This window comes from Hutsoniella sourekii ATCC 700629 (genome assembly GCF_000518205.1).
GTDB classification, from domain to species: Bacteria; Bacillota; Bacilli; order Lactobacillales; family Aerococcaceae; genus Hutsoniella; species Hutsoniella sourekii.
In genome coordinates, this window is record NZ_JADD01000003.1 from 52,570 (window position 1) to 66,264 (window position 13,695).

Consider the following 13,695-nt stretch of genomic DNA (forward strand, 5'->3'; position numbering starts at 1 on the left):
CTTATTTAAGCCATGTTCTGTCAAGATTAAGTTTAGGCCAACTTAATCCGGGTAATTATCTATCTATACACGCCTGTGTATCTCTTTCTTTGGTTGAATTCCTACTGGAAAGAGTGCCCCGACCAAAGTTTGGGTTGCTCACTCGAGGGGTTTACCAACGTTCCACTCTTAGTGTTTCCACTAAGACTCGTCTCTGTGGCACTTTATGGCTTACTGAACCTTAGATGGACCTTAGGTTGTTCTGCCGCCGTTAAATGAATACCTTAGCTTATTGTTTCGCTAAGCACGAACACTACAAGCATCTCAGCTTGTGTGAGCATGGACTTTCCTCAGCATACTGCCGCAATTACCATAAGCTTACTTACAAGTGTCCTTAGAATTTAGTTGATTCTGTGTAATCGATCGTATTATCTGTTGAATCAATTTTAGAACCAAAGACATGCTTTTCTAAATTAGATAAGCGTTTAAGAATATCAAAGTTTGTGACCCCACTGCCAGGGCTTGCTGGCGCGTTTTTCTTAGCTAAAGCAAGTTGCTTACTTAATTCATCAACCTTACTGATTAAACGCTCATTTTCGTTTTTTAAGTAAACAACGTCCTTTTGATAGGAGTCATAGTCGCGAATAATGCTGTCTAAATATTCATCAACTTCAGCCGTGTTATATCCTCGCACTGCTTTTGAGAATTCTTTTTGTAAAATATCTTTTGCTGTTAAGTTCTTATCAGCCATTTCCTCACCTCATGTATTTACTAAATAAGATATGCGTTTGTTTTTTAATAAGCCACAATCAATTGTACTATGAATTGACTAAAATATCAAAAGAACTTTTCTGGGATTTTATTTCATCATTTATTCGATTAAGAAGGATTTGAAATAAATTGAAATCAGCAGTCAGCTCAGTCATAATAATATAGAAGAAAGAAGGTGGGCAGCGTGGAGATTACCAATTTAAAAGATGTGCTGATCTTACTCATGGATGAGGCTTATTTTCAATGTGAATGGTTAGTAGAAGGGCAGCAGTCTTCTCCTGTATTAACTTTGACCTTGCAGTTTCAATTTGATAACCCTCATCATATCACCTTTATTGACCAGCAGGGACAAGAAGTTCATGCGGATCCGGTCCCTTTTGAGACTAACATATATTTTTATCGCCCGGATATTTTGGTTCCCAATAGAGATCGGTGTCTTTGTGCTTTTCCGGTGGATCCTCAGTTAGGTATTCCGTATGGGGAGCTGGTTGTCATTGTTAAATATTTAAGAATTATTGCCAATTCCTCCAGAAGCCAATGGTGGGAATTTATTTTGCAAAATCAATCAGGAACTTTTCAATTAAAGTGGAACGACAAAGAATTTAATCAACACCGTGAACTGATGATGGACCGACATCGCTATAGTTATAGTCGAGTTTATATGGATTAGGAGTGAATTAAGTGTCAAATGAATATTATCAACTAATAGTTACAATAGATAGCAAGGAAGCTATCGTCATTGAGGGGATCAGTCAAGTGCTATTCGACCTAGGGGCCTTAGGTACCCAAGTCAACTATGCTCAAGGCTACTTAGAAAATCATCCCAATTTATTTGGGGAAATCCCTGAAAAGTTGCCTCAAGAAATATTAGATCATGCGACAGAAATTGTCGGCTACTTTCAAGAGGATCCATCGGCACTGATTGAGACTTGTTGTCAGGAACTTAGTCCATGGGTTCAAGGAAAAGACTACCAAGTGACCAGTCAAAGCTTTGCCAATCAAGACTGGCAAAGAAATTGGATGGACTACTACCAGCCTCAAGTGATCTCTCGTTTTCTTTCTGTGGTTCCTATCTGGAAAAAGGATGACTATAAGCGTAGACCGGGTGAGCAATTAATCTTCCTAGATCCGGGAGTTTCATTTGGAACGGGATCGCATCCGACCACTCAGCTGAGTGCTCAAGCCTTAGAATTAGTGATGAGTGGAGGAGAATTAGTGCTTGATGTTGGAACAGGATCGGGCATCTTATCCTTTATTGCAGCGAGCCTGGGAGCCCGAGAAGTTCACGGTTATGATTTAGATCCTCAAGCGATTGAGAGTGCCAAGGATAATTTGCGCTATCAAAGTGCCAATGACAATATCCAAGCCTTGATCGACCAAGCTAAGATTGACTTTCAAGTTAATGATCTTCTTGAAGGACAAGATTATCAAGCTGATATTATTGTTGCTAATATTGTGCCTAATATTTTGGTGAACTTGTTTGAAGATGCTTATAAGAAATTGGTAGCTGGTGGCTACTTAATTATTGGCGGTATTTTGGAAGAGAAGGCAGAGGATCTTTTATTGGAGTTAGAAAAATACCCATTTGACCTGTATCAAATCCATCAGTATCAAAATTGGGTGGGCATTATTCTTCAAAAGCCGGGTGATTATTAATGCAACAATATTTTGTAACAGAATCATTAACTATAGGAGCTTCGGTTTTGCTAGCTGAAGAAGATCAATATCATCTTAGTCGCGTGATGAGAGTACGTGTTGGGGACTGCTTTGAAGTGGTCGATACTAGGCAGTTGAGATGGCTGGCAGAAGTAAGCCAAGTGGATGGGGCTAGTATCCAAGCGACGGTACTTGAAAAGTTGGATCAGGAATCCAGTGAATTACCGGTTGAAGTAGCGATTGCTTGCGGACTGTCTAAAAATGATAAATTAGATTGGTTGGTTCAAAAAACAACAGAAACAGGGGCCCACACCTTCTATCCAGTGGCTATGGAACGCGATGTTGTTAAATGGAATCAGAAAAAAGCAGGCAAACGACTTGAAAGATTGGAAAAAATTGCAAAAGAAGCCGCAGAGCAATCCCATCGACTATTCATCCCAAGAGTATCCTACCTAGAATCCTTGGATACTTTAATCCATGAAAGCCAGAGCTTTAATTTGAAATTAATTGCCTATGAAGAAACGGCTAAGTCAGGGCAACATAGTCAATTAAAGCAAGCCCTACAAAAATTACCACCTTCAAGTCGCATCTTATGTGTGTTTGGGTCCGAAGGAGGCCTTAGTGATAAAGAAGTGAAGACCTTGAAGGAAGCCGGATTCATCAGTGTGAGTTTAGGTCCACGGATTTTAAGAGCTGAAACAGCACCTGTTTATTTGTTGAGTGCTATTAGTTATCAATATGAATTATAAGAAGGAGAATTACCATGAATTTAGCAAAATATATCGACCACACATTATTGAAAGCAGACGCAAAGAAAGAAGAGATTATCAAGCTCTGTCAAGAAGCTAAGGACTATGACTTTATGTCAGTCTGTATTCAGCCTTGTTGGGTAACCTTAGCAAAGCAAGAATTATCAGACTCTGATGTTAAAGTATGTACGGTTATAGGCTTTCCTTTGGGAGCCAATGCTTCTTTGACCAAGGCTAATGAAGCTAAACTAGCTGAAGCGGAAGGTGCTGATGAAGTTGATATGGTCATTAATATTGGTTTAGCTAAAGATGGAGATTGGCAAGGGGTTCAAGAGGATATTCAAGCGGTGGTTGATGCGGTTTCTGATGATACGCTTGTCAAGGTTATCATCGAAACTTGCCTCTTAACAGATGATGAAAAAGTTAAGGCTTGTCAAGCCAGTGTAAAAGCGGGCGCCGATTATGTTAAAACTTCAACCGGTTTTTCAACTGGTGGTGCTACTATAGAAGATATTCGTTTAATGGCTGAAACGGTGGGTGAAGATTATGGCGTTAAAGCCAGTGGTGGCGTATCCAATAGAGAAGAAGCTCTAGCAATGATTGAAGCGGGAGCCACTCGAATTGGTGCTTCTAAAGGTATTGCAATCGTCAGCCAAAATTAGTTTGGCTGGAGGCTAAATTCTAATAAGCTATAATCATAAGGGAATTTTGATATCATCTTTACTAGCTGGGTGATTGTATTCACTTTATTTTTACTTTATAATAGAATAATTACAATAATTGAGGAGTGGATATTATGGCCCAACAACGTGATCTAACCGGTCAAGAAGTCATTGATCTATGTAAGGAATATATGAACGATTCCAATGTTGCTAAAGTTGAAAAAGCACTAGAAATGGCCACACTAGCCCATAAAGATCAATATCGTCTATCCGGGGAGCCTTATATCATCCATCCCATTCAAGTTGCTGGTATCCTCGCATTAATGCATGCCGATCCAGATACAGTGGCTACCGGATTTCTCCATGATGTGGTTGAAGATACGGACTATACCATTGAAGATATTCGCTCTGAATTTTCTGATTCGATCGCATTCTTAGTGGATGGTGTCACTAAGTTAGGGAAGTTCAAGTTTCAAAGTAAGGAAGAAGCTTTAGCTGAAAATCACCGCAAGATGCTGTTAGCGATGGCAAAGGATATGCGGGTTATTATCGTGAAACTAGCCGACCGTCTACATAATATGCGCACAATGAAATTCCAAAAGCCAGAAAAACAAGTTGAAAAATCTCAAGAAGCGCTTGAAATATACGCTCCCCTGGCAGACCGTATTGGGATGAGCAATCTTAAGTGGGAGCTTGAAGATATTTCCTTGCGGTACACCAATCCAGAAGCTTACTACCAAATTGTTGAGAAAATGAATAGTAAACGCGTTGAACGGGTTGGTTATATTCAAGAGACTATTCAACAAATCCAATCAGCCTTAGGTGAACTGGATATTGAAGCCGAAGTGTACGGTAGACCCAAGCATATTTATTCCATCTACCGCAAAATGGTTGATCAGAAAAAAGAATTTGATGATATTTTTGACCTACTAGCGGTAAGGGTATTAGTTGATACGGTCAAAGATTGTTATGCGGTGTTAGGGGCGGTTCATACAAAATGGAAGCCGATGCCTGGGCGATTCAAGGACTATATTGCCATGCCTAAGGCCAATATGTATCAATCCATTCATACGACAGTGATTGGCCCTAAGGGAAAGCCTGTGGAAATTCAAATTCGTACCCACCAAATGCATGAAGTGGCAGAATATGGGGTGGCTGCCCACTGGGCTTATAAAGAAGGTGTCACTGAAAAAATTGAGACCGAAGATAATATTCAAAAGCAACTAAAATGGTTCCGAGATTTAGTGGAACTGCAAGATGAAGCTAAAGATGCCAGCGAATTTATGGATTTTGTTAAAGAGGATATCTTTAAAGACCAAGTCTATATCTTTACTCCTAATGGGGATGTGATTGAGTTACCTAAAGGAGCCGGTCCAATTGACTTTGCCTATCATATTCATACAGAAATTGGTAATAAAACGGTAGGAGCCAAAGTAAACGGAAACATTGTTTCCTTGGATTACAAGCTTAAGAACGGCGATATAGTTGAAGTCTTAACCAATTCGAATTCCCCAGGACCAAGTCGCGACTGGTTAAAAGTTACGGCGACCAGTAAGGCTAGGAACCGGATCAAACGTTACTTCAAAACGGAGAACAAAGAAGAAAACGCCCATATCGGTCAGCAGCAACTTGAAACAGAACTAAAGAAAAATGGCCATACGATGAAAGAAATCGAAAAGAGACGGGTTGAGGATGATCTAAAAACTCGTTTCAACTTTAATTCGATGGAAGATCTGTATGCGGCGATTGGTTTGGGAGAAATTTCAGCTACAAATATTGTTAATTATCTAGGATTAAGAGCTGAAGAAGAGAAGGTCCCAGAAGATCCTAGCTCCATTCAAAAGCAAAGTCACCGCCCTCATCAGCGGACAATTGATGATAGTGGTGTGGTCGTTGAAGGGGCAGATAATTTAATGATTCGCTTGAGCCGCTGCTGTAACCCGGTTCCTGGCGATGATATTATTGGCTATATCACCAGAGGGAGAGGGATTTCTGTCCATCGCAGTGATTGTCCTAACCTTAAAGGGGAAGAAGATTTATCTAATCGGACCATAGCAGTCCACTGGTTTAATGAGGAAGATGAGACAGAACAATACGAAACTGAAATTAAGATTATTGGCTTTAACCGCAATGGTTTAGTTAATGATATTCTTCATATGGTCAATAATACGGGCCAGTCTCTTATTAGTGTAAATGGTAAATCGGATCAAAATAGTAATGCTGTAGTTAATATAAAAGTTTCTGTCGCCAATACCAAACAATTAAAGGATTTAATGAATAAATTAGGTAACATCCCAGATGTTTATCGGGTTCAACGAGTCGTAAGTTAGAAAGGAGATCCTATGCGAGTCATTATTCAAAAGGTATCACAAGGGCGAGTCGAAATCGCAGGTCAAGTGGTCGGCTCCATCAATCAAGGATTTGTATTATTGGTGGGAGTTTGCCAAGAGGATAGTGAAGAGGATGTTCAGTATCTGGCTCGAAAGATTTCAAAAATGAGGATTTTCGAAGATAAAGACGGTAAGACTAATTTAGATTTAGCAGCTGTGGAAGGACAAATATTGTCGATCAGTCAATTTACCTTGTACGCTAACACAAAAAAAGGCAATCGACCTAGTTTTACGCGGGCCGGAAACCCAGAGTTAGCAGAGTCATTATATCTCAAGCTTAACCAATCATTAAGAGATTTAGGTTTTGATGTTGAAGAAGGTAAATTTGGAGCAGATATGCAGGTTTATCTAGTCAATGATGGTCCGATGACCATTATCCTTGACTCACAAAATAAAGATTTATAATAAATAAGCGACTGAAGTCCTAATAAAGGACCCAGTCGCTTATTTTATTAATTTTCTAATTTCTCAGAAAAATAATCCTCAAGACCAGCAATGATTTGGTCTGTCATGGCGTCGTGGTAATCGACTGACCGGATTTGTTCTAAGTCTTCTTGATTAGACATGTAACCTAATTCCAACAAGATAGACGGGCGTGTATTTTCTCTGAGTACATAATAGTTTCCAAAATTTATTCCATTGTTTGGCAGATTTAATTCTTTGAGCCGGTTATTAACTGCTCGTGCTAGGGGTTCATCAGCTTCATGGAAATAATAAGTGGTTGTCCCGTGCCAATCAGCTACAGGTGAGGCATCAAAGTGCATACTGATAAAGATATCGGCTTGAGCTTCTTGGCTGGTTCCTGTTATATCCGGGAAGTCTACCAAGCGGTCTTCTTGTCTTGTCATTACGACTTGGGCCCCTAATTTTTCAAGTTTTTCTTTTAACATGAGGCCACTCTTAAGCGCGACTTCTTTCTCGTAAGTCTGTCCATCATCACTTATGGCTCCGGGATCACTCCCTCCATGACCTGGATCAATGACAATAGTTGCTTCTGCAATTGATTTGGCGTCCGTTGAGCCAATATGATTATTCGAAGCATTACCAAAAGCAGCAATCCGAGATTCCAGGTATCCAATATTACCGTTCTCATCTTCAACCTTGTAGAACTCTTCGCCACTAGCAGAATCATAACTCTCAATAAATTTAAATCGTTGCATCAAATGAGGAGAATAAATAATTTCTGAATTAATATCAGGTTGGCTTAAGAAGGCTTGGTTGGATTGACGAACAATAACCAAGTGACTCAGGTCGGTCTGGGGTTCAGTTTGATTTTCAGGCTTTTCACGTTTGACTTGAGACTGGTCCATCAACTCTACTTCTTGTAATTGGACGTAACCGATTTGGTCTTTGTAATCGACTTGAATCCAGCCACCTGCTTCAAAGTTGGCTATTAATTCGGTATTAGTTGGTATAACAGCTAGGCGGTCACTTTGACTATCGGCTTCTTTATGTAAAGTCGTCTCACCTTTTGTAATGAGGGCGAGATTTTGATCGGTTTGAATCTCCGGATGGTCAATTAGCCATTGAGGCACCCAGCCTTTGTGGCTTTTGGTTTGAATTTTAAGCCAATGGTCTTGTTGATCTATCAAGTAAATCTCTTGGCCTTCTGATAGGTCTTCAATTTTTTGAGCATTGGTAGCTGGCTTACTTCTTAGTACTAAGCCGGGTCGACTAATCGTAATGCTCGAGTTAGAGGTCATAACCTTTAGGGTTATGCAAGAGAATAATAGAATCGTTAAGGTCAAAATCGGAGGAAAGAATTTCTGTGTAAAGATTTTGGATAGAATGGATTTAACTTGACTAATGCTAATCACTCCTTGTCTAAATAGATAGCCTATAATTAATAGAAAGGGGAGTGGATAATAATAGGCGGTTGCTTGGATACTAAGTATAATATACATAGTATATTGTAACTTAATCTTAATTAAATAGATAGCCTAAAAATCGCCCTAGCTTGGCTTTCATTCTTGACAATCAGGGGTAAAATCGGTAAATTAATAAAGAATAATATCAATGAAGTAGCTAAGTAGTCTCAATGACAGAGAATAACCGTTTGCTGAGAGGTTATAGGAGATGAAGACACTATGGAGATGAATAAGCAAAACTTATTCCGCTATTCGGCGTTATCGATTAAGGTAGTATTTTTACTATGAAAATAGGTGGTACCACGCGACAGCGTCCTATGGCGATTTTGCCGTAGGATTTTTTATTTTAATAGAGGAGGATTCGTGTGATTCAAAAAATGAAAGGGACGGAAGATATTCTTCCTGGACAGTCCTATCGTTGGCAGTATGTTGAAGACTTGGCTCGTGATTTGTTTGATAGTTACCAATTCCATGAAATTCGAACACCCATGTTTGAAGCTTATGAATTATTTGCCCGTTCGGTCGGTGATACGAGTGATATTGTATCCAAGGAAATGTATGATTTCTATGACAAGGGCGATCGGCATTTAGCGCTTAGACCGGAAGGAACAGCTCCTGTCGTTCGTGCTTATGTTGAGCATAAGTTATTTGGCCCAGAATACCTTAAACCTTATAAAGTATATTATATGGGCCCCATGTTTCGCTATGAAAGACCCCAAGCTGGCCGTCAACGTCAATTTCATCAATTGGGTGTTGAAGTATTCGAAAGTTCTAACCCAGCAACAGATGTTGAGGCAATCGCTTTAGCCTGGGACTTTTTCCAAGAATTAGGCGTTAGAAACCTAAAGATTTACATCAATTCTCTGGGTAAAAATGAGGAGCGAGCTCAGTATCGACAAGCTCTAATTGATTACTTTACACCACTGAAGGAACAATTAAGTCCCGATTCACAAAATCGTTTATCGGCCAATCCGATGCGGATTATTGATAGTAAAGATCCTAAAGATCAAGAGTTAGCTATTAATGCGCCTAAAATCTTAGATTATTTAGGAGAAGAAAGTAAAGCTCATTTTCAAGCGGTTCAAGATTACTTGCAAGCCTTAGAGATTCCCTTCCAAGTAGATCCAACCATTGTACGTGGACTTGATTATTATCAAGATACAATTTTTGAGATTATTGTTGAAGATGATTCGATTGGTGCTCAATCAACCGTTTGTGGTGGGGGACGTTACGATGGATTATCTAAGCAATTAGGTGGCCCAGCGTCTCCTGGATTTGGATTTGCCATTGGTATGGAAAGACTGTTACTTTTATTGGATCAACAGTCAGTTGAAATCCCAGAACCGGATCCTTTAGATTTATATGTCTTGGGACTGGGTGATGAAGTTAATTTAGTGAGTCTACAATTGGTTCAAGCAGCCAGAGGCGAAGGTTACTCGGCTGAACGTGATTATCTGGGTCGTAGCTTGAAATCTCAGTACAAGACCGTTGACCGCTTGAATGCGGTATTAGTTGCTACAGTGGGAAGCAATGAATTAGAGTCAGGACAATTAACCATTAAAAATCAAAAAACAGGGAAGACTTTTGATGTTCAGTTATCAGATTTACTTTCAGATTTTGCCAGCTATTATCGCAAGTTTACCCAAGACACTTCCGTGATTGATGAATTTTTTAAAGGAGGCTATTAATTATTATGAAGAAGAGAAGCCAGTATGCAGGTTTAGTAAGTCAAGTTAACGTCGGCCAAGTGATAACCCTTAAAGGTTGGGTTCAAAGACGTCGGGACTTAGGTGGAGTTATTTTTATCGATCTTAGAGATCGCGAAGGTATCTGTCAAGTTGTCTTTAACGCTGAAAACCTTTCAGATGAAGACTTTCAAGCAGCTGACCACTTAAGAAGTGAATATGTGGTTGAAGTAACGGGGGAATTAATTGAACGTTCTAGCGATCAAGTAAACCCGAACTTGAAGACAGGACAGTTTGAGTTAATGGCTCAAGAATTAAATGTTCTAGCCAAGAGTAAAACGCCACCTTTCTATATTGAAGACGCTATTGAAACAGACGAGGAAGTTCGCTTACGCCACCGCTTCTTGGACCTACGTCGTCCAGAAATGCTGGCTAATATTCGCTTGCGTCATGATGTGGTTCAAGCTATTCGCTCTTATTTGAATCGTTTGGATTTTATTGATGTGGAAACCCCTTATCTAACAAAATCTACTCCTGAAGGAGCCAGAGACTATCTAGTTCCAACCCGTAGAGAAGCGGGAGCCTTCTATGCCTTGCCACAATCACCTCAATTGTTTAAGCAATTATTGATGGGTGCCGGTATTGATCGGTATTATCAAATTGTTCGTTGTTTTAGAGATGAGGATCTAAGAGGGGATCGTCAACCTGAATTTACTCAAGTCGATTTAGAAACAAGTTTCTTGAGTCAAGAAGAAATTCAAGAGATTGTTGAAGGAATGTTGAAGGAAGTTGTCTTAACTACTCGAGGCGAAAAGATTGAACAAGCCTTTCCTACTATTACTTATCAAGAAGCAATGGACCAATACGGAACTGACAAACCAGATATTCGTTTTGGCTTGAAGTTGAAGGATGTATCTGATGTCGTAGTTAAGTCTGATTTCACGGTATTTAAGGGAGCAGTCGAAAGAGGTGGCCAAGTTAAGGCCATTAATTTAAAGGGACTGGCTGATAGTTATACGCGTAAGACTGCAGATGATTTGATTTCTGTTGTTAAACCTTATGGGGCCAAAGGTCTAGCGTGGGCTAAAGTGACTGAAGAAGGCTTTACAGGACCTATTGCTAAGTTCTTTAATATCGATGGCTTGTATGACGAGATGGTTGAGGCTTTAGATGCAGAGCTTGGAGATATTATCTTCTTTATGGCTGATTCAGCCAGCGTGGTTGCTAATTCTTTGGCCGAACTTCGTAATTATTTTGGTAAAGTTCATGACTTATATGACCCTAAAGAACTGGCCTTTGTCTGGGTAACGGATTGGCCACTGCTAGAATATGATGAAGATGCCAAGCGTTATGTAGCTATGCACCATCCATTCACCTCACCACAAAATGACCAAGTAGCTGAACTCAAAGAAAATCCAGGTCAAGCTCTAGCTAATGCCTACGATGTTGTCTTAAACGGCTATGAAATTGGTGGCGGATCCATCCGTATCCATACGCGTGAAATGCAAGAGCAAATGTTCGAACTACTTGGATTTACACCTGCTGAAGCAGAAAGTCAATTTGGCTTCTTGTTAGAAGCCTTTGACTATGGATTCCCTCCTCATGGAGGTCTGGCACTTGGACTTGATCGCTTGGTTATGATCCTTGCTGGTCAACCAAATATCCGTGAAGTCATCGCCTTCCCTAAATCTGGCCGTGGAATTGATTTAATGACTAATGCACCTGACCGAGTGGACCGCTCACAATTAAAAGAATTAAATCTTGTGGTCAAAGCACCTAAAAAGGACTAGGTTACTGTCAATGTATATCGGATCTCATGTATCTTTTAAGGGTGAAGAGATGTTGCTAGGAGCGGCTAAGCAAGCGGCTTCCTACGGGGCGAATGTCTTCATGGTCTATACCGGGGCTCCTCAAAATACTCAGCGTAAATCCATTGATTCTTTTAGAATTCGTGAAGGGCATGAATATATGAGAGCTACTGGCATTGAAACTTTAACCGTTCATGCGCCATATATTGTTAACTTAGCTAATACAACCAAGCCAGGCTATCATGACTTTGCAATTGAATTCTTGCAAGAAGAGTTGAGACGCGCTCATGCTCTTGGAGCGAGTCAAGTGACCCTTCACCCAGGCGCTCATGTGGGAGCAGGTGTTCAAAAGGGCTTAGACCAACTTATTCATGGTCTAAATGAGGTCATTGACCCTAGTCTACCGGTTCAAATTGCCCTTGAGACTATGGCAGGCAAGGGGACAGAGCTGGGAAGAAATTTTGAGGAATTGGCTGAAATTATTGCCGGTGTCACTCATAATGAGAAGCTGTCAGTAACCTTTGATACTTGTCACGTTTATGATGCTGGCTATGATATCAAAAATCAGCTGGATCAAGTTCTACAAGAGTTTGATCGCGTCATTGGGCTTGATCGCATTCAAGTGATTCATATTAATGATAGCAAGAATCCCATCGCTAGCCATAAAGATCGCCATGCCAATATCGGTTATGGTCACTTAGGTTTTGACTGTTTAAATCAAATCGTTCATCTAAGCGAATTTAAGGAAATACCGAAAATCTTAGAAACACCATGGTTGACCCTAGAGCCAGGTTCTAAGAAGAAAGTCGCTCCCTATAAAGAAGAAATCGATATGTTTAAAAAATCGCAATTCGATCCTGAATTATTTCCGGTAAATACAATTGATTAATAGATTTACCCCTTTCTAATGGTCAAATTAGAAAGGGGTAAAATATTACCTAATATTTACGTAAAGTTTACACAAAATTTACAATAATCGTTTATAATAAGAGTGTATAAAATATAAGGAGGAATTCGCATATGAATTTCAAGAAATTTTTTACTGGCAGTTTGGCTGCTCTAGCGGGTTTGAGTCTCTTAACAACACCCCTTGTTAATGCTCAAGAAAAAACTCAAGTGGATGAACTAAAAGTACAATTTGTACCATCCAGAGATCCTCAAGAGATCTTGACTGAAACTGAACCTTTAGCAGATTTACTAACTCAAGAGTTAGCCAATCTAGGTTACGAAGTTGGCAAAGTGGATATTTCAGTTGGAACAAACTATGAAGCGACCGGTGAAGCCTTAGCAGCTGGAACTGTTGATATCGGTTTTATTCCAGGTGGGACTTATGTTCTTTATGATGACGGGGCTGAAGTTATCTTAACTGCTACCCGTGACGGTCTATCCATTGATTCTGAAGATCCTAAGGAATGGAATGAAAACAAGCCTACTGAGCAGACGGAAGATCAAGTAACTTACTACCGTGGTTTAATTCTAGCCGGTCCATCCGAAAAAGGACGCGAATTAGCGGACAAAATTAATAAGGGTGAACAATTGACTTGGGATGACATCAACTCAGCTAACTGGTCTGTAATGGGGACCTCTTCACCAGCTGGTTATATTTATCCTTCATTATGGATGCGTGAAAATTTTGATGGTAAGACCTTATCTGATCTACAAAAAGCTGTCCAATCTGATTCATATGCTTCAGCCTTTGCTCGTTTAGCTTCTGGTCAAGTAGATGTTCTAGTGACATTTGCTGATGCTCGTATTGATTACGCTGATCAATGGCAAGGGGAATTCGGTGGTAAGAATGATATTTGGACGGATGTAGATGTCATTGGTGTTACTAAGGGAATGATGAATGACACTATTTCAGTATCGAAGAATTCTAAGACGCTAACGCCTGAATTAGTTGAAGCTATTCAACAAGCCATGATTAACATCGGTAATACCCCAGAAGGTAAGGAAGTTATTGATGTATACACTCATAAAGGCTATGTGGAAGCAAACCCAGAAGATTATGATGTCGAAAGGGAAGCTCAAAAATTACTTCGTGAAATGAACTAAAATCAGTCAATAGAATAGATTAAATATTAGGACCGTTGAATTAATGCGGTCCTTTTATTTAGAATTGAAGAGGAG

Annotated in this window: 12 protein-coding genes, 1 other RNA gene and 1 other annotated feature; of the genes, 10 read left to right on the forward strand and 3 right to left on the reverse strand. The window is 39.8% G+C overall.

Annotated elements, in window-relative coordinates:
- Position 1: 1 nt before the first annotated feature.
- An RNA gene (gene rnpB / locus T408_RS11935) (RNase P RNA component class B) lies at positions 2-358 on the reverse strand.
- Between the two features lie 15 nt (positions 359-373).
- Positions 374-730: a cell division regulator GpsB gene (gene gpsB / locus T408_RS0100245; protein WP_028118161.1), complete on the reverse strand. Its 357-nt coding sequence runs from the start codon at positions 728-730 to the stop codon at positions 374-376.
- A 204-nt stretch (positions 731-934) separates the two neighbouring features.
- On the opposite strand from gpsB, the gene T408_RS0100250 reads away from it, so the two are divergent.
- The 6 genes from T408_RS0100250 to dtd all read left to right on the forward strand — a co-directional run bounded on the left by T408_RS0100250 (position 935) and on the right by dtd (position 6,612).
- Positions 935-1,420 (forward strand): DUF3013 family protein, encoded by a 486-nt coding sequence (locus T408_RS0100250; RefSeq protein WP_028118162.1) that lies wholly within the window; start codon positions 935-937, stop codon positions 1,418-1,420.
- 11 nt (positions 1,421-1,431) lie between these two features.
- On the forward strand, positions 1,432-2,406 hold the full coding sequence (locus T408_RS10310; RefSeq protein WP_035419606.1) for a 50S ribosomal protein L11 methyltransferase: 975 nt from the start codon (positions 1,432-1,434) through the stop codon (positions 2,404-2,406).
- Entirely contained in the window at positions 2,406-3,155 is a 750-nt protein-coding gene (locus T408_RS0100260) for a 16S rRNA (uracil(1498)-N(3))-methyltransferase (protein ID WP_028118163.1), read from the forward strand. Before T408_RS10310 ends, T408_RS0100260 begins: the two co-directional genes overlap by 1 nt.
- A 14-nt stretch (positions 3,156-3,169) precedes the next feature.
- Entirely contained in the window at positions 3,170-3,817 is a 648-nt protein-coding gene (gene deoC / locus T408_RS0100265; protein WP_028118164.1) for a deoxyribose-phosphate aldolase, read from the forward strand.
- A gap of 134 nt (positions 3,818-3,951) precedes the next feature.
- Positions 3,952-6,147, forward strand: coding sequence for a RelA/SpoT family protein (locus T408_RS0100270; protein WP_028118165.1), 2,196 nt, complete (start codon positions 3,952-3,954; stop codon positions 6,145-6,147).
- 12 nt (positions 6,148-6,159) lie between these two features.
- Positions 6,160-6,612 carry a D-aminoacyl-tRNA deacylase gene (dtd, locus tag T408_RS0100275; RefSeq protein ID WP_028118166.1) on the forward strand — a complete coding sequence of 151 codons (453 nt, stop codon included), beginning with the start codon at positions 6,160-6,162 and terminating at the stop codon, positions 6,610-6,612.
- A 47-nt stretch (positions 6,613-6,659) separates the two neighbouring features.
- Here dtd and T408_RS0100280 read toward each other — a convergent pair whose 3' ends face one another.
- On the reverse strand, positions 6,660-8,111 hold the full coding sequence (locus tag T408_RS0100280; RefSeq protein WP_028118167.1) for an N-acetylmuramoyl-L-alanine amidase: 1,452 nt from the start codon (positions 8,109-8,111) through the stop codon (positions 6,660-6,662).
- Positions 8,112-8,214: 103 nt separating this feature from the next.
- Positions 8,215-8,396 (forward strand) — a binding site (T-box leader).
- Between the two features lie 56 nt (positions 8,397-8,452).
- Here T408_RS0100280 and hisS point away from each other — a divergent pair.
- The 4 genes from hisS (at position 8,453) to T408_RS0100300 (ending at position 13,620) form a co-directional block, all read left to right on the forward strand.
- Positions 8,453-9,763 carry a histidine--tRNA ligase gene (gene hisS / locus T408_RS0100285; RefSeq protein WP_035419646.1) on the forward strand — a complete coding sequence of 437 codons (1,311 nt, stop codon included), beginning with the start codon at positions 8,453-8,455 and terminating at the stop codon, positions 9,761-9,763.
- A 5-nt stretch (positions 9,764-9,768) separates the two neighbouring features.
- Positions 9,769-11,550, forward strand: a complete 1,782-nt coding sequence (gene aspS, locus T408_RS0100290) for an aspartate--tRNA ligase (protein WP_028118169.1) — start codon at positions 9,769-9,771, stop codon at positions 11,548-11,550.
- A gap of 10 nt (positions 11,551-11,560) precedes the next feature.
- Positions 11,561-12,457 (forward strand): deoxyribonuclease IV, encoded by an 897-nt coding sequence (locus T408_RS0100295; protein WP_028118170.1) that lies wholly within the window; start codon positions 11,561-11,563, stop codon positions 12,455-12,457.
- Positions 12,458-12,588: 131 nt separating this feature from the next.
- Positions 12,589-13,620, forward strand: coding sequence for a phosphate/phosphite/phosphonate ABC transporter substrate-binding protein (locus T408_RS0100300; RefSeq protein ID WP_028118171.1), 1,032 nt, complete (start codon positions 12,589-12,591; stop codon positions 13,618-13,620).
- Positions 13,621-13,695: the final 75 nt, after the last annotated feature.